This is a genomic window from Photobacterium sp. WH24 (assembly GCF_019204055.1).
Lineage (GTDB): Bacteria > Pseudomonadota > Gammaproteobacteria > Enterobacterales > Vibrionaceae > Photobacterium > Photobacterium arenosum.
This window is the reverse complement of sequence record NZ_JAGSOZ010000006.1, coordinates 56,220-77,027: the sequence shown is the minus strand read 5'-3', so window position 1 is coordinate 77,027 and position 20,808 is coordinate 56,220. Positions and strand designations below refer to the sequence as shown.

Annotated in this window: 19 protein-coding genes; 5 read left to right on the top strand and 14 right to left on the bottom strand. The window is 54.7% G+C overall.

Annotated elements, in window-relative coordinates; translation table 11 throughout:
* Positions 1 to 43: 43 nt before the first annotated feature.
* The 6 genes from KCG43_RS09155 to KCG43_RS09130 form a co-directional block, all read right to left on the bottom strand.
* A complete protein-coding gene (locus KCG43_RS09155; RefSeq protein WP_192015967.1) occupies positions 44 to 355 on the bottom strand; it encodes a DUF3135 domain-containing protein in 312 nt (103 codons plus the stop codon).
* 152 nt (positions 356 to 507) lie between these two features.
* The gene (locus KCG43_RS09150; RefSeq protein ID WP_192015966.1) at positions 508 to 1,251 is read right to left on the bottom strand and encodes a ferredoxin--NADP reductase; all 744 of its coding nucleotides are present in this window, start codon (positions 1,249 to 1,251) and stop codon (positions 508 to 510) included.
* Positions 1,252 to 1,280: 29 nt separating this feature from the next.
* Positions 1,281 to 1,898 carry a metalloregulator ArsR/SmtB family transcription factor gene (locus KCG43_RS09145; protein ID WP_192015965.1) on the bottom strand — a complete coding sequence of 206 codons (618 nt, stop codon included), beginning with the start codon at positions 1,896 to 1,898 and terminating at the stop codon, positions 1,281 to 1,283.
* A gap of 166 nt (positions 1,899 to 2,064) precedes the next feature.
* The gene (gene glpX / locus KCG43_RS09140; RefSeq protein ID WP_192015964.1) at positions 2,065 to 3,072 is read right to left on the bottom strand and encodes a class II fructose-bisphosphatase; all 1,008 of its coding nucleotides are present in this window, start codon (positions 3,070 to 3,072) and stop codon (positions 2,065 to 2,067) included.
* A gap of 213 nt (positions 3,073 to 3,285) precedes the next feature.
* The gene (gene glpK / locus KCG43_RS09135; protein ID WP_192015963.1) at positions 3,286 to 4,803 is read right to left on the bottom strand and encodes a glycerol kinase GlpK; all 1,518 of its coding nucleotides are present in this window, start codon (positions 4,801 to 4,803) and stop codon (positions 3,286 to 3,288) included.
* Between the two features lie 42 nt (positions 4,804 to 4,845).
* On the bottom strand, positions 4,846 to 5,697 hold the full coding sequence (locus KCG43_RS09130; RefSeq protein ID WP_192015962.1) for an MIP/aquaporin family protein: 852 nt from the start codon (positions 5,695 to 5,697) through the stop codon (positions 4,846 to 4,848).
* Positions 5,698 to 6,171: 474 nt separating this feature from the next.
* On the opposite strand from KCG43_RS09130, the gene zapB reads away from it, so the two are divergent.
* Complete coding sequence (zapB, locus tag KCG43_RS09125; protein WP_192015961.1) at positions 6,172 to 6,414, top strand: cell division protein ZapB; 243 nt, start codon at positions 6,172 to 6,174, stop codon at positions 6,412 to 6,414.
* An 84-nt stretch (positions 6,415 to 6,498) separates the two neighbouring features.
* Here the strand turns inward: zapB and rraA are convergent, their stop codons facing one another.
* The 7 genes from rraA to priA form a co-directional block, all read right to left on the bottom strand.
* The gene (gene rraA / locus KCG43_RS09120; RefSeq protein ID WP_192015960.1) at positions 6,499 to 6,984 is read right to left on the bottom strand and encodes a ribonuclease E activity regulator RraA; all 486 of its coding nucleotides are present in this window, start codon (positions 6,982 to 6,984) and stop codon (positions 6,499 to 6,501) included.
* 117 nt (positions 6,985 to 7,101) lie between these two features.
* Positions 7,102 to 8,010, bottom strand: coding sequence for a 1,4-dihydroxy-2-naphthoate polyprenyltransferase (locus KCG43_RS09115; RefSeq protein ID WP_218384450.1), 909 nt, complete (start codon positions 8,008 to 8,010; stop codon positions 7,102 to 7,104).
* 168 nt (positions 8,011 to 8,178) lie between these two features.
* Positions 8,179 to 9,510 carry an HslU--HslV peptidase ATPase subunit gene (gene hslU / locus KCG43_RS09110; protein WP_218384448.1) on the bottom strand — a complete coding sequence of 444 codons (1,332 nt, stop codon included), beginning with the start codon at positions 9,508 to 9,510 and terminating at the stop codon, positions 8,179 to 8,181.
* A gap of 9 nt (positions 9,511 to 9,519) precedes the next feature.
* Positions 9,520 to 10,047: an ATP-dependent protease subunit HslV gene (gene hslV / locus KCG43_RS09105; RefSeq protein ID WP_027250611.1), complete on the bottom strand. Its 528-nt coding sequence runs from the start codon at positions 10,045 to 10,047 to the stop codon at positions 9,520 to 9,522.
* Between the two features lie 199 nt (positions 10,048 to 10,246).
* Positions 10,247 to 10,912, bottom strand: coding sequence for an SPOR domain-containing protein (locus tag KCG43_RS09100; protein ID WP_218384446.1), 666 nt, complete (start codon positions 10,910 to 10,912; stop codon positions 10,247 to 10,249).
* A 161-nt stretch (positions 10,913 to 11,073) separates the two neighbouring features.
* Positions 11,074 to 12,087 carry a DNA-binding transcriptional regulator CytR gene (gene cytR, locus KCG43_RS09095; RefSeq protein WP_192015955.1) on the bottom strand — a complete coding sequence of 338 codons (1,014 nt, stop codon included), beginning with the start codon at positions 12,085 to 12,087 and terminating at the stop codon, positions 11,074 to 11,076.
* A gap of 177 nt (positions 12,088 to 12,264) precedes the next feature.
* Entirely contained in the window at positions 12,265 to 14,463 is a 2,199-nt protein-coding gene (gene priA / locus KCG43_RS09090) for a primosomal protein N' (protein WP_218384444.1), read from the bottom strand.
* Between the two features lie 229 nt (positions 14,464 to 14,692).
* Here priA and rpmE point away from each other — a divergent pair, with 229 nt between their 5' ends.
* Together rpmE and KCG43_RS09080 are read left to right on the top strand one after the other, a co-directional pair.
* Positions 14,693 to 14,905, top strand: coding sequence for a 50S ribosomal protein L31 (gene rpmE, locus KCG43_RS09085; RefSeq protein ID WP_192015953.1), 213 nt, complete (start codon positions 14,693 to 14,695; stop codon positions 14,903 to 14,905).
* 260 nt (positions 14,906 to 15,165) lie between these two features.
* Entirely contained in the window at positions 15,166 to 16,413 is a 1,248-nt protein-coding gene (locus KCG43_RS09080) for a malic enzyme-like NAD(P)-binding protein (protein ID WP_161445616.1), read from the top strand.
* 77 nt (positions 16,414 to 16,490) lie between these two features.
* Here the strand turns inward: KCG43_RS09080 and metJ are convergent, their stop codons facing one another.
* Complete coding sequence (gene metJ, locus KCG43_RS09075; protein WP_027250617.1) at positions 16,491 to 16,808, bottom strand: met regulon transcriptional regulator MetJ; 318 nt, start codon at positions 16,806 to 16,808, stop codon at positions 16,491 to 16,493.
* 188 nt (positions 16,809 to 16,996) lie between these two features.
* Between metJ and KCG43_RS09070 the strand changes: the two genes are divergently transcribed.
* Together KCG43_RS09070 and KCG43_RS09065 are read left to right on the top strand one after the other, a co-directional pair.
* Complete coding sequence (locus KCG43_RS09070; protein ID WP_192015952.1) at positions 16,997 to 18,166, top strand: O-succinylhomoserine (thiol)-lyase; 1,170 nt, start codon at positions 16,997 to 16,999, stop codon at positions 18,164 to 18,166.
* Complete coding sequence (locus tag KCG43_RS09065; RefSeq protein ID WP_218384442.1) at positions 18,163 to 20,568, top strand: bifunctional aspartate kinase/homoserine dehydrogenase II; 2,406 nt, start codon at positions 18,163 to 18,165, stop codon at positions 20,566 to 20,568. Before KCG43_RS09070 ends, KCG43_RS09065 begins: the two co-directional genes overlap by 4 nt.
* Positions 20,569 to 20,808 lie beyond the last annotated feature (240 nt).

Below are 20,808 nucleotides of genomic sequence, written 5' to 3'. Positions count from 1 at the left end.
GGGCCAGCATTCAGGCTGGCCCTCGGTATTCGTATCGCTGGCATTATGCCTGACGGCGAAACGGCATCACTTTCGCTTCATGTTCTGTCAGGGTTTCCGGCGCTGTCAGTGAGCGGGCAAAGCGCTGTAATTGTTGTTGTAATTCAGCCCGCAGCAGCATATTGGTATGGTTCGGGTTTTTACCCCGCGCAATGACCTGGTTGATGTGGCTCATCTGCGCGCGCAAGCGTGGTTGCATGGCTGGGCTGGCGTTTTCAATGATTTCCTCGCTCATTCGCAGTCGCAAGGCTTCCAGCTCTTCAGGTGCCGTTTCGGCCAGTTTTTTGAGTTCATCAAAGGATGGTAACGTCTGCATAACTCATTCCCCAAGCGTCAAATCTGTGACTTACTTAACACTAGATGGCGGGGAATGAAAAAAACGTCTCATTGATGAGACGCTCAATAAAAGTGACCTGAGTGTACAGGGAATAAGACTGGCAGTGGCTTCTGAGCCTGCTACCAGCCCGGTTACCAATAGTGCTCGACGGTGATCTGGCCGGGCTTACGGCGCAGGTTTTTCACAAATCCGCGCGCTTCCAGTACCGCCTTGGTGTCTTTCACCATCGCCGGGTTACCGCACAGCATCAGTTGCGAGGTTTGAGGATTGAGCGGTATGCCGACATGGCGTTCCAGCAGGCCGTCTGAAATGGCCTGAGGAATGCGGCCGGTGAGCGCAAGTGGTGCCGGCTCGCGGCTGACAAAGGGCTGGACGATCAGCTGTTCGGGATGGGCTGCTTTGAGCGCGTTGATTTCTGCCTGATAGCTGAGATCGGCGGCAAAGCGAACGGCATGCACCAGTACGATTTTACGAAACCGCTGCCAGGCGGTGGCTTCACGCAGAATCGAGAGGTAGGGCCCGATGGCCGTCCCGGTTGACAACAGCCACAGGCTATCCCCGTCAGGCACTTCATCTAAGATAAAGAAGCCGTTAGCCCGGGCGGTGATGAAGACTTCGTCTTCGGCTTGCAGGGCGTGCAGGCGAGGGGACAACAAACCGTCAGCCACTCTGGTGGCGTAGATTTCAATCTGATGGCTGCTGGGCGGATTGACAAAGGAGTAGGCGCGTTGGATCATTTTGCCGTCGCATTCCAGCGCCAGCTTGGTAAATTGCCCGGCTTTAAAGGGTTCAATATTCGCCTCCAGCGTTAAACTGAACAGTTCGCTGTTCCAGTGACGATTACTGATAACCTTGGCAGGGATCCAGTCAGCCATTGTGATCTCCTTCTTACATAGTCAGATTCTCAGGACGGATTAATGCGGTAGCTGCATCTGCGCTGCCCGGCAATAATGTGTTCGTTACGCTCTATTGTCACACTGTCTCCCAGCAGACGCTGGAAGACCGCCAGTTCAGATCGACATAGAGAGGGGCAGCGCTTCGCGGCATGGCAGATAGGACAATGGTTCTCAATCAGAATGAAGCCGTGTTCATCGGACTCCAGCTGTGCCATGTAACCTTCCTTTTCCCTCAGTGTAGTCAGAATCTGAAGTTTTTCTTTTAAATCTGTGGCCTTTGCAATGGCCTGCTGATACTGGTTCAGCGTGCCTTCTTCGCGCTGCAGCAAAATCTTCTGCAAGCCTTCCTGACCGAACAGATTTTCCACTGAATCCAGCATTTGAATGATCAGGTCACCGTGACGATCGGCAAACTGCTCATGGCCTTGAGCCGTCAGGTGCCAGTGGCGGGTTGGCCGGCCGACTTTGGCTTTGATATCTTCAAACCCCACCAGACCGTCGTCTTCCAATCCCTGCAAGTGCTGGCGCACTCCCATAGTCGTCAGGCTCAGCTCCTCTGACAGGGCTTTGGCAGTGACCGGGCCGTCTTGCTTCATTCTATGGAGAATTTTATCTATGGTTTTCATAGTCGTATTACTTGTATTCATGCGCCTATTATGTGGCCAGCTAAGTATATAAAGCAATGGCTTTACTAAATAGCATAGCCCAGCTTTATAAAAAAAGCAGTGAAAGTCTTATTATGATCAGGCGGTTATCCCGGTACTAATCACATACCGGGACGGCAGAGCGCTGTCAGAGAATATGAGGCAGGATAGCCGGGTCTTTTCTGTCCAGGTAATGAATCGACTTGATTCGGCGGATCGTGCGGCATTTACCGCGGATTAGCAGGGTCTCTGTGGTGGCGATATTGCCATTGCGGGTAATGCCGTCCAGCAAATCGCCTTTGGTGATACCCGTACCGGCAAAGATCACATTGTCGCTTTTCGCCATTTGCTCCAGCGGCAGGACCTGATTGGGTTCAATACCCATTTCGCGGCAGCGGTCCATTTCCTGCTGGCCCATGCGGTAATTGTCATCACTGCCGCCTTTGACCAGAAAACGTGGCAGCAGGCGCCCTTGCATATCACCGCCTAACGCCCGGATGGCCGCCGCCGAGACCACACCTTCCGGCGCACCGCCGATGCAGTACATTACGTCGACTTCGCTGTCTGGCATGCAAGTGAGAATGGAAGCGGCTACGTCGCCGTCCGGCACGGCATAGACACGAATGCCCATGGCCTGCATTTTGGCAATAATCTCGTCATGGCGCGGTTTCGCCAGTGTGGTCACCACCAGGTTTTCTAACGGCTTACCCAGCGCGGCAGCGATATTGACCAGGTTGTCTTCCAGCGGCAGATTGAGATCTATCTGTCCCTTGGCTTGCGGGCCGACCACCAGTTTTTCCATATACATGTCAGGTGCTTTGAGAAACGCCCCTTTTTCACCGGCCGCTAGCACCGCCAGCGCATTGTTCTGGCCCATGGCGGTCATCCGGGTGCCTTCTATCGGATCGACCGCGATATCGACCGCATCGCCACCGGCACCCACCTGCTCGCCGATATACAGCATAGGGGCGTCGTCAATTTCCCCTTCACCGATAACAATCTCACCGGTGATCTCGGTTTTGTTTAGCAGGGTACGCATGACCTCGACAGCAGCGCCGTCAGCGGCGTTTTTGTCGCCACGGCCGAGCCATTTGTAACCTGCCAGCGCGGCACCTTCAGTGACACGGGAAAAAGCCATTGCCAAATCGCGTTTCATGGGAACTCCAGAACTACTCAGTAAAAAGATATCAGGTCAGTCACAGATATCGGGGTGTCGATTCTCTGCGCGAATTGTAACACAGACGCCAGCGCAGCGTTTCCTGCTGCAAGGTATCGATAAAAAAACAAGCCTGCCGGGAAGGGCAGGCTTGTGGTCAGAGTTAAAACACTCTGCGTGAAAAGACTCGGCGTGACAACGGCTCGGCGGGGATTACTCGTCCTCGTCGATGGCCCAGCCTTTGGCGCATTCCACGGCGCGCTTCCAGCCTTTATAGCGTCGGGCGCGTTTGCTGTCATCCGGACACGGGGTGAAACTGCGCTCCAGTACGGCTTTGTTTTTCAGCTCATCAATGCTGTCCCAGAAGCCCACCGCAAGACCGGCCAGATACCCGGCGCCCAGTGCGGTGACTTCTGTCACCACGGGGCGGTGCACTTCGGTGTTCAGCAGATCAGACTGGAACTGCATCAGGAAATTGTTGGACACCGCACCGCCGTCCACTTTCAGTGCGGCCAGATGGATCCCTGAATCCGCCTGCATGGCATCCAGAACATCACGGGTCTGGTAAGCAATGCTTTCCAGTGTGGCGCGGATCAGGTGGTTGTTGTTGACACCTCGGGTCAGGCCGACAATGGCGCCGCGCGCATACGGGTCCCAGTAAGGGGCGCCTAAACCGGTGAAGGCCGGCACCACATACACACCGTTGGCACTGCCCACTTTTTCTGCAAAGTACTCAGAATCTTTGGCATCGCCCAGCAGTTTCAGCTCATCACGCAGCCATTGGATCGAGGCACCGGCCATGAAGACCGCCCCTTCCAGTGCGTAAGCCGGCTCGCCTTTCGGGCCGCAGGCCAGGGTGGTCAGCAGGCCGTTCTGCGAGTTGACTTTCTCTTTGCCTGTGTTCATCAGTAGGAAGCAGCCGGTGCCGTAGGTATTTTTGGCCTGACCCGGTTCCACACACATCTGACCGAACAGTGCGGCCTGCTGGTCACCGGCAATACCCGCGATAGGCACACGGGTGCCGCCTTTGCCGCCAATGTTGGTCTGACCGTAGATCTCGGAAGAGGCTTTCACTTCCGGCATCATAGACAGCGGGATATCCATGACTTTGAGCAGTTTTTCATCCCACTCCAGCGAGTTGATGTTAAACAGCATAGTCCGGGAGGCGTTGGTGTAGTCGGTGACATGAACACGGCCTTGGGTCAGTTTCCAGATCAGCCAGGTATCTACGGTACCGAACAGCAGGTTACCTGCTTCGGCCTGCTCACGGGCTCCTTCGACGTTGTCCAGAATCCACTTGATTTTGGTGCCGGAGAAATACGGGTCCACGACCAGGCCTGTGTTGTCACGGATGTAGGCTTCCAGATCCTGTTGCTGTTTCAGCTGCTGGCAGATGTCGGCGGTACGGCGGCACTGCCAGACAATGGCGTTGTAGACAGGTTTGCCTGTGTTCTTGTCCCAGACAATGGTGGTTTCACGCTGGTTGGTGATACCGATACCGGCAATCTGATCGGTGCGGATACCGACTTTGGCCAGGGCTTCCACCATAGTGGAGCTTTGACTGGCCCAGATTTCCATCGGGTCGTGCTCAACCCAGCCCGCTTTGGGGTAGATTTGAGTGAATTCGCGCTGCGCAGTGCAGACTATGTTGGCGTCATGATCCATGATCACAGCGCGTGAACTGGTGGTTCCCTGATCGAGTGCGACGATGTACTTTTGTTCTGTGGTCATCTGAGGGTCCTCTTCTCTGATTAATTATAGATAGCGCTGCAATCAGGCTTGCGCGACTTCTTTCTCATTGTCTGATTCACATTGGTTCGGCAGGGTACAGCGGTTACCCGGCAGATAGACACCAATGACTTTCGGATACAGCCAGGCACCGAAGCCGGCACCGGCAATCGGCGCCAGAATAGGGATGATAAAGTAAGGAATATCTTTTCCGCCAGTCAGCGCCATGTCGCCCCAGCCAGCCAGGTAAGCAAAAAACTTGGGGCCAAAATCCCGGGCCGGGTTCATGGCAAAGCCAGTCAGCGGGCCGAGTGAGCCACCAATCACGGCGATCAGTATACCTATCAGTACCGGGCCAAGAGCACCACGGGGAGTACCGTTTTTCTCATCACCTATGGCCAGAATGGCAAACATCAGCACAGCGGTAATGACAAACTCGACGGCAAAGGCGCCGCTCAATGACAGGGCAGGATTCGGGTAGGTAGAAAAAATGCCAGCCGTGGCCAGGCTTTCGACACTGCCGCGAACAATCCCATGCGCACTTTCGAATTCGGTGAACAGATTGCTGTAAAGGCCATATATCAACGCGGCCGAGCAGAAGGCGCCAGCCAGTTGAGACAGGATGTAAGGGAGTACTTTTGCTTTATCAAAACCGTGAAAAATGGCTAATGCAATGGTGACGGCCGGGTTAATGTGCGCGCCGGAGACACCCGCCGTGCAATAAATCGCTATGGTGACTCCAAGTCCCCACATAATACTGATTTCCCATTGACCGAAGTCAGCACCTGCTAACACCAGCGCAGCGACACAGCCTACTCCAAAGAAGATGAGCAGTCCGGTGCCAATGAATTCTGCCAGGCATTCGCCAAGCAGCGTAGGGGGTTGTCGTTTTGTCATGTGCCAATCCTTGTGTCGAGTGATAGGTAATAGAGTTGTTATCGTTATGTGACCAAAAAATACTCGAATGGTGATTTATCCGAAAGGGCCGCGAATCAAAAATGTGCGTTCGAGCATATAATTTGTTTGATTGGTCGATATCGAAAGGAAAGCGAAAGGTATGAATAGAGTTAATACTCTATTTCGTGTTGAGAGGCGCGAACACTAGCATGTCAGCCGCAGCGGTTCAAAATGTGCAGGGGAAAACTGAGTGATCGCTAACAGTTCACTGTGTCTGGCAGCGCGCGATGCCTTACTGAAGGTAAAATGTTGTGGAAGTTTGGATGATTTTTATCCGATTGTGGCAAAGCGTGGTATTAGTAGATGCCAGACGAATAAGGCCTAGTTAGAATAGGGGCTACATTGGAATTGTAATTTGCCTGGTAGACGCAGTTTAAGCTGCGGTCTTGCGCAGGTGCTGATAGGGTGAAAATTATGTCTTTAGAGATGCTGGAACAGCTGGAAGCCAAAGTGCAAATGGCTGTCGATACCATTTCCCTGCTGCAGATGGAAGTGGAAGAACTGAAAGAGAAAAACGATAATCTGGTAAACCTTGCTCAGGAACTGCGCGCAGATCGTGAGTCACTGGTCCAGGATAACGAGAAGCTGCGTAATGATCATCAGGCGTGGCAGGAGCGTGTCCGCATGCTGCTGGGTAAAATGGAAACGGTGGAATAATTTCCACAACAACTGCCACCCGCAAGAAAAACAGAGCCATTTGGCTCTGTTTTTCTTTAAAGCGCACAGAATGTCAGCGGGGTATCAGTCGATATCCAGAGGTTCCGGAGACAAAATTACCCCGGTGTTGTCTGCATAGAGATGATCTTCCGGCAGGAAGGTGACTCCCCCGAAATTAACAGCGACGTCTACTTCCCCCGTTCCTTGCTTGTCAGCGCCGACTGGAATTGAAGCCATGGCCTGAATACCAATATCCAGCTCATCTAATTCATCGACATGGCGCACACAGCCATACACTATGATGCCTTCCCACTCACTCTGTACTGCCATTTGCGCCAGTTCGGCATCAATCAGCGCGCGACGAAGCGAACCGCCACCATCAATTAACAGGACTCGTCCAGCGCCCGGTTCTGCCAGCACAGTCTGAAGCAGACCATTGTCTTCAAAACATTTTACTGTGGTGATCTGGCCTCCGAATGAGCTTCGGCCACCGTAAGAGCTGAACATTGGCTCAACCACGTCAACCAGGTCGAGGTAAATATCACAGAGTTCAGAGGTATTGTATTCCATAAGCTCGCTTCTTTATTGGCAGTAATATTAAGCAGGACAGGAAGCAGAAAGCGCCCATTCACTAACTTGCTGAAAGTATAACCAGCTCAGGCTGCATTGCAATCTCGACGCCATGCTTTAGCGGTCGGCAAGCAATCCGATGGCAAACAGCAGGTTAGTCATCAGTGCTATTTTAGCCAGTAAGGCCAGCATAGGAGCCAATGATTGCGCTTTTTGCGTGGCCAGCACGTTAGCGGCATGCGCCAGCAACCAGGGGGCGGACAGCAGAAACAACCAGCCCCACGGTGAACGGGCCGTCAGCAGGGCATAAGCCGCAAAGCCGAGCAGGCTGGCTGCCATGAGCAGCAGGTGATACCAGCGGCCTGCTGTCGGACCGAGTCTTGCCGCCAGAGTGAGTTTTCCGCAGGCCCTGTCGTTATCAATATCACGCAGGTTATTGAGATTCAGTACCCCGACCGCCAGCAGTCCGCTGGCCGTCGCTGGCAGTAAAATGGCCCATTGGAACTGTTGGCTCTGCAGATAATAGCTGCCGCCGACGGCGACCCAGCCGAAGAAGAACAGTACCGCAGGATCGCCCAACCCGCGATAACCATAAGGTTTCGCGCCTAAGGTATAGGCCAGTGCTGCCAGCACAGAAGCGACACCCAGGGCCATAAAGCTGAGCAAGACGGTGAGGGATGGTCGGGCCAGCCAGAGCAGGGCGATGCCGCTCAGGGTGGTTAACGTCAGGGTTACGGTTATGGCTGCCCGCATGGCAGGTAGGGAAATCCGGCCCTGCTGCAGTCCGCGCTGCGGCCCCAGTCGGTGGCGGTTATCCGTTCCTTTGCGTACATCGCCATAATCGTTGGCCAGGTTAGACAATATCTGGAGCAGCAAAGCTGTCAGCAGAGCCAGCAGGGCGATCGCCGGTGAAAAGTGCCCCTGGGCAGCGGCCAGGCTGTTACCGCACAGCAAAGCGGCCATGGCCAGCAGCAGGGTTTTGGGCCGGGTCGCATCCAGCCAGACGGAAAGAGAGGACAAAGCCATGATCCCAAGATAAAGACAGTATAGGGTGTGAGTATGGCCCGATTACAGAAAGGAATGTTGTTCTGGCGCAACAAGAAGATAAAAAACGGGATGCCGGTCGATAATCTGGCATCCCGCTGAGTAAGGATAACGGAGTGGCTAAGTTAACTACTCGGGTTACAGGTTGGGTTACAGGATGAAGCGGCTGAGATCTTCGTCTTCCACCAGCTCGCCCAGATGGGCATGCACATAGGCTTTATCGATGATCTGCTCTTTACCGCCCTGCTCGGAAGCATCATAAGAGAGCTCTTCCATCAGGCGCTCCAGCACAGTGTGCAGACGGCGGGCACCGATATTTTCGGTGCGCTCGTTGACCTGCCAGGCCGCATCGGCAATCTGGGCAATGCCATCTTCGGTAAAGCTGATGGTGACATTTTCCGTGGCCATCAGGGCGCGGTACTGTTCGGTCAGCGACGCGTTCGGCTCGGTCAGGATACGCTTGAAGTCTTCGCTGGTCAGGGCTTCAAGTTCAACACGAATTGGCAGACGGCCCTGCAGCTCCGGGATCAGATCAGACGGACGTGCTACCTGGAAGGCGCCGGACGCGATGAACAGGATATGATCGGTTCTGACCATGCCATGTTTGGTCGAGACCGTCGAACCTTCCACCAGCGGCAGCAGGTCACGCTGGACCCCTTCGCGGGACACATCCGGGCCAGAGCTTTCGCCACGCTTACAGATTTTGTCGATCTCATCAATGAAGACGATACCGTTGTTCTCAACTGCGTGGATAGCCAGCTCTTTCAGCTCTTCCTGATTAACCAGCTTGGAGGCCTCATCTTCGGTCACCGCTTTGAGCGCATCTTTGATTTTCATCTTGCGCTTTTTGGTGGTGTTGCCCGCCAGATTCTGGAACATGCCCTGCAGCTGATTGGTCATTTCTTCCATGCCGGGAGGGGCCATGATCTCGACACCCATCTGAGGGGCGGCCACGTCAATTTCTATTTCCTTGTCATCCAGCTTGCCTTCGCGCAGCTTTTTGCGAAATGACTGACGGGTGGCCGAATTGGTGTCGCTTTCTTCATTCTTGCCCCAGGCATCACGCGGGGGCGGGAGCAACACATCCAGGATGCGGTCTTCTGCCAGCTCTTCAGCGCGGAAGCGGACTTTTTCGGTGGCCTGCTGATGGGTCATTTTGACCGCAACGTCAGTCAGATCGCGGATGATGGTTTCCACTTCTTTACCGACATAACCGACTTCGGTGAATTTGGTGGCTTCAACCTTGATGAAAGGGGCGTTGGCCAGTTTAGCCAGACGGCGGGCGATTTCGGTTTTACCGACACCGGTCGGCCCTATCATCAGGATGTTTTTCGGGGTCACTTCAACGCGCAGCTCTTCCGGCAGCTGCATGCGACGCCAGCGGTTACGCAGCGCAATAGCCACAGCACGCTTGGCCTTGTCCTGGCCGATAATATGGCGGTTCAGTTCATGAACAATTTCGCGGGGAGTCATTTCAGACATGGGGAATCCTTACTGGGTATCGAGTTCTTCAACAGTCTGGAAGTCATTGGTGTAAACGCAGATATCACCAGCAATGGTCAGCGACTTCTCAGCTATGGTGCGAGCATCCAGCTCGGTGTTTTCCAGCAGCGCCCGGGCTGCGGATAACGCAAAATTACCGCCTGAGCCAATGGCAATCAGGTCGTTTTCCGGCTGAACCACATCACCGTTACCTGTGATGATCAGCGAGGCGGTGGCATCCGCAACGGCCAGTAAGGCTTCCAGGCGGCGCAGGCTACGGTCGGTACGCCAGTCTTTTGCCAGTTCGACCGCGGCTTTCATCAGGTGCCCCTGGTGCATTTCCAGCTTGCGTTCGAAACGCTCAAACAGGGTGAAGGCATCGGCGGTACCGCCGGCGAATCCTGCCAGTACCTGATTGTTGTATAAGCGGCGGACTTTGCGGGCATTGCCCTTCATGACGGTATTGCCCAGTGAGACCTGGCCATCACCGGCGATGACGACTTTTCCATTGCGACGTACAGAGACTATGGTTGTCACGGTATTACCTCTTAGCATCAGTCCGGCTCGTGGGCCGGTATGGGTATAGCCGCAGATCTGGGGATGGTGGTTTCCGATTTCAAGGCAAACGAAACAATCTGCGCGGTGGAGGCCATAAAAAAAGGATGCCTTGGCAGCGTTTTGTCTGCTTCAGCATCCTTAATCAGTGTAGTTAGCCGTTATCAGGTCAGCAAACGACTCAAGCGTCCCAGTACCAGATGGCGCAAGGTTCGATCCCGGCCCGTCGCAGCATATTGCGATCGCTTTCGGCTTTGCGTTTCTGAGGGTATGGGCCGAGTACCACGCGATACCAGCTGCCTTTTTCACCCTGAGACACTTTGATCTGGCTGGTGAGCCCCTGGAAAGCAATCATGGCTTTGCGCTCCTCCGCCTGACTTGGCGAGCGGTAAGCGCCACACTGCATCAGATAAGGGCGACCCGGCTTATCCGGAACCTTCTTCGCTTCCACCTGCACTTCTTTATTTTCCAGCTCTTCAATGTAGCGCCATTTTTCTGCAGGCTTAGGCGGTAATTTTTCTTGTTGCTTAGGCGCGGTCACAGGCTTGGTGTCGACTTTGGTGCTGGTTTCCTGCTTGGGCTTGGGCTTGGGCTTGGTGGCTGGTGCAGGCGGCGTTTTGTCTTTGACTGTGACCGGCGCCGGCTTAACCGGGGTCGTATGGGTTGCCGCTGGCTTGGGTGACGAAGACAGAAAATATAAGCCATAGCCGAGGGCAATAACCAGGCACAGGGCAATCAGTGCCCATTTTACCGGGAACTGGCCACTGGGTTTACTGCTGCGGGAAGGCGTTCTTCTGGCGGGCTTTTTCGCGGCCCGGCCTCGCTTGACGTAATCTTTGGTTGCCACAATGTCTTGATGATTGTTGGACTAATGGTCTGACATGGTACAAAGAAGTGTCCACACTGGCTAGTGTCGGGAAGCCTGTACCTGCCACAGAGGCAGAGCTTCCCGATCATTCTGTGACCTTTTGCTCAAAGTGGTGATTTTTTCAGCTCAGGTCGAGGTGGCTATTGCGGCTTGGTTGGCGGCGGCGCGGCACTTTCCCGGATGACCAGCTTGGCATCCAGCAGGCGCGAACCGGCAGCTATGTCCTTACCTTGCAGTATGTCCAGCAGCATCAGCATCGACTGACGGCCAATTTCATAGCGTGGCTGCGACACTGTGGTCAGCGGCGGATCGCAGTATTCGGCGAACTGGATATCATCAAACCCTACGATAGACAGGTCCTGAGGGACATTGATCCCTAATCGCTTGGCTTGCTGCATGGCGCCGATGGCCATGACATCGTTGTGGCACAGCAGGGCGGTCGGTGGCTCCGGCAGCGATAACAGGGTGGTCACAGCGCGGGCACCGCCGGCAAAGGTGAAATCACTTTTTACCGTGTAAGCCGGATTCAGTTCTGTGCCGGCACGGCGCAGGGCCTGCTGATAACCCTGAGAGCGGAACTGGCAGAGCATGGCACTGTCGGGACCTGTGATTTGGGCAATGTGTTTGTGGCCCATCTGGGTCAGGTAGTTCACGGCTTCAAATGCTGCGGTCAGGTTATCAATGTGGACGGTCGGCAGCTCCAGCTCAGGGGCAAACTCACAGGCCATCACCATAGGTGGCAGGTTTTTCTGTTCCGGTTTGCTGATATCAAAGGGTAAATCCGTGCCCAGCAGTAACATGCCGTCTGCCTGCTTGGTGAACACCAGATTCACGAATGAGTTCTCCCGGCTTTTCTGCTGGCCGCTGTCGCCCAGCAGTACCAGGTAGCCATATTCCATCGCTGCTTCTTCAATCCCCCGGATAATTTCCGTGAAATAGGGATCGCAGATGTCGGGGACGATAGCGACAATGGTTTTGGATTCATTGCGCCTAAGGTTACGAGCCAGGGAATTCGGGGAATAGCCAGCATCCATGACAGCCTGTTCGACTTTTTTACGGGTCGAGGCTGACACTTTTTCCGGGTTCATCAGAGCGCGCGACACAGTCGCGGTAGAGACTCCGGCTAGCTGGGCAACATCCTTCATTGTCGCCATAAATAGTTCCTCTCTAAGACATTTCTCTCAATAATGCTGGAGGATCGCAGCCAAATCGGTGCAGAAACCTGGTCCAACAAGCCTGTTATTGTAGGCGCTTTATGCGGGTTTAAACATGTGCCAAATAGCATAAATTACATTGGGCTTGTGATCCAAATCGCATTAATTATCTTATCTTCAGCTTAAATCCTGAGGTTCGACGTCTAGCGACCAGCGCACTTTCCGCGCCAATGGCAGCAAGTTAATGGCAGGACGGGCCACAGACAGCAGAGTTTGCAGGGTTTTCCTGTCGGGCGCCTGCAGCAGTAACTGCCACCGGTAGCGACCGGCGCGGCGGGAGAGAGGCGCCGGATTGGGGCCCAGCACCAGAGTGTGAGCCTCAAACAGCGGGCTGGCCTCCAGAATGCCGCGCATCTGATGCAGAAACTGCTCGGCCAGCTCACTTTGCGCTGCTTCGGCTCTGAACAGTGCCAGATAAGTAAAAGGCGGCAACATGGCCTGACGGCGTTCTGTCAGCGCCTGAACAGCAAAGTGGTCGTACCCTTTGTAGAGCAGGGCCTGAAGCAGGCTGTGTTCCGGATGGTGGGTTTGCAGCAGCACTTCACCCGGTTTACTGGCGCGGCCAGCACGGCCTGCGACCTGGATGAACAGCTGCGCCAGCCGCTCCGCAGCCCGAAAGTCATTACTGAACAGGGCGCTGTCGACATCGACCAGCGCTACCAGGGTCACATCCGGAAAGTGGTGACCTTTGGCCAGCATCTGGGTGCCGATCAGGATCTGGTACTCCTTGTTTCTGACCGCCTCAAGGTAATTGTCCAGGCTGCCTTTGCGGCGGGTACTGTCGCGATCAATACGCACGGTACGGAACTCAGGAAACAAGCTGGCGAGCTGGTGTTCAAGCTGCTCGGTGCCGACCCCGACGGTCTGGAGCTGAGTCGATCCGCACTGCTGACACTGGGGCATGACAGGACGCTGGGTCTGGCAATGGTGGCAGCGAAGCTCGCCGGAGTGCTGATGGTAAGTGTAATACGCATCGCATCGCTTACACTCCGCCAGCCAGCCACATTCGTGGCACATCAGCGCCGGCGCGAACCCGCGGCGGTTGAGAAACAGCATCACCTGATTGCCAGCGCTCAGATGCTGGCGCATACGGGCAATCAGCGGTGCGGACAGTCCTGCCTCCAGATGGAGTCCTTTCATGTCCAGTACCCCGTGACGGGCGGCCTGAGCGTTACCGGCGCGGCGGGTCAGATGCAGGTGGTGGTATTTGCCGGTTCTGGCATTGTGCAGGGTTTCCAGTGCCGGCGTGGCTGAACCGAGCACAACCGGAATGTTTTCTTTGCTGGCCCGCAGCACGGCCATGTCTCTGGCGTGATAGCGCAGGCTGTCCTGTTGCTTATAGGACGAGTCATGCTCTTCATCGACAATAATGATGCCGAGATCCGCGAACGGGGTGAACAGGGCAGAGCGGGTACCAATAATGATGCCGGCCTGATTGTCGCGCCCGGCCAGCCAGGCGCTGAGGCGCTCGGTATCATTCAGGCCGGAGTGAATGGTGAACAGCGGCACATTAAAGCGACGCTGAAAACGGTTGATGGTCTGCGGCGTCAGACCAATTTCCGGCACCAGCACCAGGGCCTGTTTACCGGCGGCCAGCACCGGCTCAATCAGGTTGAGATAGACTTCGGTCTTGCCTGAACCCGTCACACCTTCCAGTAAATAACAGGCATAACCCGGATTGGCATTGATACTGGCAATCGCCAGTGCCTGCTCTTCGTTGAGGCGGGGTTTCTCTTCGGTGACGGCGAAATCCGTTGGCCAGTGGCCGCTGGATGCTGTGGTGTGAAAACTGTCGACCCAGCCTTTTTCTGCCAGCGTTTTCAGGGTGGCGCTGTTAACCTCCTGGTCGAGTAAGGCATCGTGACTCAGCGCGCCATGGCGCAGCAGCGTCAGCACTTTAGCCTGCCGCGGTGCCCGTTTGAGCGCTGCCAGAGGTTGTTCCTGGCCTTTTTCTGTCAATTGCCAGTAACGAATCTCGGCATTGGCCGGTCTGCCTTTACGTAAGGCCGAAGGCAGGGCATTGGCCAGCGTATCGCCCAAAGGGTACTGGTAGTAGCGGCTGGTCCACTCCAGCAACTGAAACAATGGCGGTTGCCACAGCGGTTCGCTATCGAGAACGGCTTTGAGGGGCTTGAGCTGGTCGCGGGGAAAATCGGACTGCTCCGTCAGGGCAATCACTATCCCGGTGAGCTGCTGACGGCCAAATGGCACCCGTACCCGGCCACCGACCACGGGCCGTTGGCCTGATGGGATCAGGTAGTCGAAGCTTTTGTCCAGCGGAACGGGCAGGGCAACCCTGGCAATGGTGGCAGTCATGGGTATTGGCTGATATCACTTATACTTACAGGTAGATGGCAGTGTACCTTGCACAAGGGGTGAGGCAAAGCAAGACGACACTGCGATTGCAGGTTGATCTGTGTCGGCTGATTGATTATCATACGCCGCCTATTTGTCCAGCGCCTTTGGCCTGGCAGTATTTATTAACCACGTGTGGTGCCCGGCTTTGGATCGGGAGAGCGACACGGCCTTAGCTTAGAGGTTTCCCATGAAACAAGGTATCCACCCAGAATACACAGCTGTAAACGCAAAATGTTCTTGCGGCAACGCTTTTGTCTTTAATTCAACCATGAAAAAAGACATCAGCCTGGATGTGTGTGACAAATGTCACCCATTCTACACTGGTAAGCAGCGTCAAGTGAGCACCGGTGGCCGTATCGACAAATTCAACAAGCGTTTCGGCGCTCTGTCTAGCAAGTAATTGCTTTAAGACACTGTCGAGAAAAGGGACGCATATGCGTCCCTTTTTGCTATTTGCTGTTTCTTCCCGCCTTTAATGACTGATTTATTTGTAGTCATTGACTCCAACCTGTCATCCCCTGCATATCTTCTGGCCTGTCACGGTAATTGTCTTGGTATTACCAGCTTGTGCGAACTAGGATTTTGTGCTGCTATCGAATATGATTGATTGTTCAATACCGAACCGAACAGAACATCCATCCATTCAGGATTCTAATAATTATGTCTGAAGATTTTCGTCAACAAGCACTTCACTATCATGCTTACCCTGTCCCCGGGAAAATTTCGGTTGAACTAAGCAAGCCTGCCAATACAGTAGAAGATCTCGCTCTGGCCTACAGCCCTGGTGTGGCTGAGCCGGTGCGGGAAATCGCCCAGAATGCAGAGAATGTGTATAAGTACACAGGTAAAGGCAACATGGTTGCTGTGATTACCAATGGTACGGCCATTCTTGGCTTGGGTAACCTGGGGCCGTTGGCTTCTAAGCCGGTTATGGAAGGTAAGGCCCTGCTGTTCAAGCGTTTCGCTGGCCTGGATTCGATTGATATCGAAGTGAAACACCGTACCATCGACGAGTTCGTTGATACTGTGGCCAATATCGCCGATACCTTTGGTGGTATTAACCTGGAAGATATCAAAGCCCCCGATTGTTTTGAGATTGAAAAACGCCTGATCGAACGTTGCCAGGTGCCTGTGTTCCATGATGACCAGCACGGTACGGCAATTGTAACGGCAGCCGGTATGCTGAACGCACTGGAACTGCAGGGCAAAGATATCAAAGAAGCAGTGATCATCTGCCTGGGTGCCGGCGCAGCGGCCGTCGCCTGTATGGAACTGTTGATCAAATGCGGCGCGCAGCGTGAAAAAATCTACATGCTGGATCGCAAAGGTGTGATTCACACCCGTCGTGATGACATCAACGAGTATAAGCAACTGTTTGCCAACAACACAGATAAGCGCACCCTGGAAGATGTTATCGAAGGCGCGGATATCTTTGTCGGTGTCTCAGGCCCGGATCTGCTGGCCCCTGAGTCGCTGAAACTGATGGCTGACAAGCCGATCGTGTTTGCCTGCTCAAACCCGGATCCGGAAATTAAACCTGAGCTGGCCCATGCGGTTCGTAATGATTTGATCATGGGAACCGGCCGTTCGGATTATCCGAACCAGGTAAATAACGTCATTTGTTTCCCGTTTATCTTCCGTGGTGCGTTGGATGTGCGTGCCAGCGAGATTAACGATGAAATGAAACTGGCTGCGGTGAACGCTATCCGCGAACTGGCCAAAGAACCGGTGCCGGCAGAAGTTGTTAAAGCAGCAGGTGTGGATAAGCTGGAGTTCGGTCCGGACTATATTATCCCTAAACCTATGGATCCGCGTTTGTTGCCACGGGTTGCCAAAGCGGTTGCGGTCGCGGCTGTGGAATCTGGCGTTGCCCGTATCGAAATGCCTGTGGGTTACATGGAAGTGTAATGACACACAGTGTGTGCTTATGATTGAAAAAACCAGCCATATGGCTGGTTTTTTTTTATCTCAAGGCGTTATGTTGATTATTCGTTGATGTCTTCGTACTCAATACCCAGGCTGTCCATGATGGCCTTAGCTTCTGCCGGTAAATCGTCAGGGCGATCTTTGCGGATATCTTCATCCGTTGGCAGTGGCTGGCCGGTGTAGGCATGCAGGAATGCTTCGCACAGCAGTTCACTGTTGGTGGCGTGGCGAAGGTTATTTACCTGACGGCGGGTGCGTTCATCTGTGAGGATTTTCAACACCTTTAATGGGATAGAGACAGTGATTTTCTTGACCTGCTCATTTTTCTTGCCATGTTCCGCATAAGGGCTGATGTACTCACCGTTCCACTTTGCCATTGTTTACCTTCTCAGCGATATAGGGTTTTGAAATATTGTATGGGGGGAATTTTAGCGGCATTTACTGCCACAAGCAAAGACATATAGACGTCTAGAAGTGTTGACGTCTTTTTTAAATCTCGCTAAGGTTGAAGCATCTTACTCTCGTCGGCCTCTGGCCTGGTCCCGGAAACAAGGAAGCAAATTACATGAGTGACAAGAAAACAGCTACTATCGCTGTTCGCAGCGGCATTGAAACCGATCAGCAATTTCGTGCAGTGGTGCCACCTATTTACTTGACCTCAACCTATGGCTTCCCTGAATTAGGGACTTTACCTCAGTACGATTATTCCCGCTCGGGAAATCCCACCCGTAATTTACTGGCAGACACTCTGGCGGAACTGGAAGGCGGAGCGGGTGGTGTGGTGACCAGCTGTGGTACAGCGGCGATTAACCTGCTGGCAACGGCGCAGCTGGGGCCGGATGATCTGGTTGTGGCCCCCCATGACTGCTACGGCGGTACCTACCGCTTGTTCAATACCCGTGCCGGCAAAGGTGACTTCAAGGTGCTTTTTGTCGATCAGGGCAACCCTAAGGCACTGGCTGAAGCACTGGCCAGAAAACCTAAACTGGTGTGGGTTGAAACGCCGTCCAACCCCTTGTTGCGGGTGATTGACGTCGAGCAGCTGTGTTTGCAGGCGCATGACGCGGGAGCGCTGGTGGCGGTGGATAACACTTTCCTCTCGCCGGCGCTGCAGCAGCCTATCGCGCTGGGCGCAGACTTCGTGGTGCATTCCACCACTAAATATATCAATGGGCATTCCGATGTGGTTGGCGGGGTGCTGATTGCGAAAGACAGCGAGCACGCCGAGAACTTGTCCTGGTGGGCCAACTGTATCGGCGCCACCGGCGCGCCCTTTGATGCTTACCTGACCCTGCGCGGCGTACGTACTTTGATGGCACGTATGCGTGTCCATGAAGAAAATTCCGCCCGGCTGCTGGCCTATCTGCAAACCCAGCCGCTGGTGGGTAAGATTTATCACCCCAGCCTGGCAGATCACCCAGGTCATGAGATTGCGGCCCGGCAGCAAAAAGGCTTTGGCTCCATGCTGAGTTTTGAGCTGGCCGGCAGCATGCAGCAACTGGAAGTTTTTGTGGCGTCTTTGCACGATTTCTCTCTGGCTGAGTCACTGGGCGGCACGGAGAGCCTGATTGCGCATCCTGCCAGCATGACCCACCGTGCCATGTCGGATGAGGCGCAGCGCGAGGCCGGTATCTTGCCGTCGTTACTGCGTCTGTCTGTGGGCCTGGAAGATGCCGATGATTTGATTGCCGATCTGGCTCAGGCCTTTACCAAAGCGGCGGAGGTCAGTGAATGACCCTGACACGTCAGTTGCACAAATTTGGCGGCAGCAGTTTAGCGGATGCCAGCTGTTACCGTAATGTCGCCCATATTCTCGAGCAGTATTCCAGCGCCGATGATCTGGTGGTGGTCTCGGCAGCCGGTAAAACAACCAACCGACTGATTCAGTGGCTGTCTTTGCTGAGCAAAGATGGCCGGCTGGCGCATGAAAGCCTGCAGGATTTGCGCACCTTCCAGCAGCACCTCATCGAAGAGCTGCTAGAGGAAACCGTGGCGGATGAGCTGTTAACCTCGCTGCATCTGGAGTTCAGTGAGCTGGGTCAGCTTACTGACAGCGAGATCACCCCGGCCAGACAAGCCTGGGTACTCGGACACGGTGAACTCTGGTCCTCCCGATTACTGGCCGCACTGCTGACACACAAAGGCATGGCGGCACGTGCGCTGGACTCGCGGAGTTTCCTGCGTGCCGAACGCGCCGCTCAGCCGGAAGTTGACCGTGGCCGTTCACTGCCGTTGCTGCAAAATGAGCTGGCACAGCACAGTGGTCATCGCATGGTGATCACAGGCTTTATGGCCAGCAATCAAGCCGGAGAAACCGTACTGCTGGGGCGCAATGGTTCGGATTATTCCGCCACTGTTATCGGCGCCCTGGCCGGTGTCAGCCGGGTGACCATCTGGAGTGATGTCGCCGGTGTCTACAGTGCGGATCCCCGTCTGGTCAGTGATGCTTGTCTGTTGCCCTTGCTGCGTCTTGATGAGGCCGACGAGCTGGCTCGTCTGGCGGCTCCTGTGCTGCACAGCCGCACGCTACAGCCTGTGGCCCAGAGTGCCATCGACCTGACACTGCGCTGCAGCCTGCAGCCGGAATCTGGCTCGACCCGTGTGGAACGGGTACTGGCATCTGGCCGTGGCGCCAAAATCATTACCTCTCTGGATGAGGTCTGTCTGCTGGAGCTGTCTGTCTCACGAGCCCAGACGCTGGAGCAGGTGGAGCGCGAGCTGGCGACTCTGCTGCCGAAAGCGCAGCTGATCCCGCTGGCTCAAGCGGTGGAAATCGACAAAGGACAGATTCTGCTGGCATATACCGCCGAAGTGGCCAACGGGGTACTAGCACTGCTGCAGGACAGCGGTTTACCGGCCGAGATCCGTTTGCGCGACGGTTTTACTATGGTGGCCGCGGTAGGGGCCGGGGTGGTGATAAACCCTGTGCACTGTCATGGCTTCCAGCAGCAGTTGAAAGGCCAGCCGGTCGAATTTATTGCCGAAGCCGAATCCGGGCTGAGTCTGGTGGCGGTACTGCGGCAGGCCGATACCCAGACCCTGGTTCAGCTGATTCACCAAAATTTGTTCCAGGCGCAAAAGCGTATCGGTCTGATCTTGTGCGGCAAGGGCAATATCGGCAGCCGTTGGCTGGAGTTGCTGGAAGAAGAAAAGGTGGCGCTGGAAAAGCGTCACGGCATGAGCTTTACCCTGATAGGGGTGGCCGACAGCCGGCGCTACTGGCTTAATCTGCAGGGCATTGAGCCAGTTCAGGCTCTGACCCTGTTTGATGATGAAGCCACAGACGGCACGGACTGGCTCCCGGCTCTGGGGCAGCATGACTATGATGAGCTGGTGGTACTGGATGTCACCGCCAGCAAAGCACTGTCTGAGCGTTACCCGGAATTTGCCAGCCACGGCTTGCATCTGATTTCTGCCAACAAAGTCGCAGGCTCAGCAAAAGGCAAAGTCTACCGCGCTGTGGTTGATGCGTTCGAGAAAAGCAGCCGCCACTGGCTGTATAACGCCACTGTGGGCGCCGGATTGCCGGTCAACCATACGGTCAAAGATTTGCGCGACAGCGGGGATACGATTATTGCCGTATCCGGCATTTTCTCGGGTACTCTGTCCTGGCTGTTCCAGCAGTTTGACGGCAGCCTGCCTTTCAGTCAGTTGCTTGAACAGGCCTGGCAGCAGGGGCTGACGGAGCCGGATCCCCGCCACGATCTGGACGGCAGCGACGTGATGCGAAAGCTGGTGATTTTAGCGCGTGAATCCGGACTGGCACTGGAGCCTGAACAGGTCAAAGTTGAGTCATTGGTGCCAGAGGAGCTGGAAGCCCTGAGTCTGGACGCCTTTTTTGAGCAAAGTGATGTGCTTGATGAGCGCTTGCAGGCGCGCCTGAGCAAAGCGCAGCGTGAGGGAAAAGTCCTGCGCTATATCGCGCGGCTGGACAAAAATGGTCACGCCGTGGTGGGCCTGGAAGCGCTGGAGCCTGAGCATGCGCTGGCGAACCTGCTGCCGTGCGACAACATCTTTGCGATTGAAAGCCGCTGGTACCGGGACAATCCGCTTGTTATCCGCGGTCCTGGTGCGGGCAGGGATGTGACGGCAGGGGCGTTATTGTCGGATTTGAACCGACTGGCCCGGCTTTTGTAAGATTTTCCCGTTATGAGATAGATCCAAAGGGTAGCCTTGCGCTGCCCTTTTTGTTTCTTGTTGCTGTTTTTTCCCAGCATTGGTGCTGCCTGGCGGGCAATCGGCATAGTAAAACTCTGGACTTGAATAAACTGGGTTTTGATGTTGAGAAAAATTCATGTTAACGCGGTTGACATTAATTTGGTTACAAGACATTCTGTGGACATATAGACGTCTAAATGGTTGTTTGGCGTCAGAGTT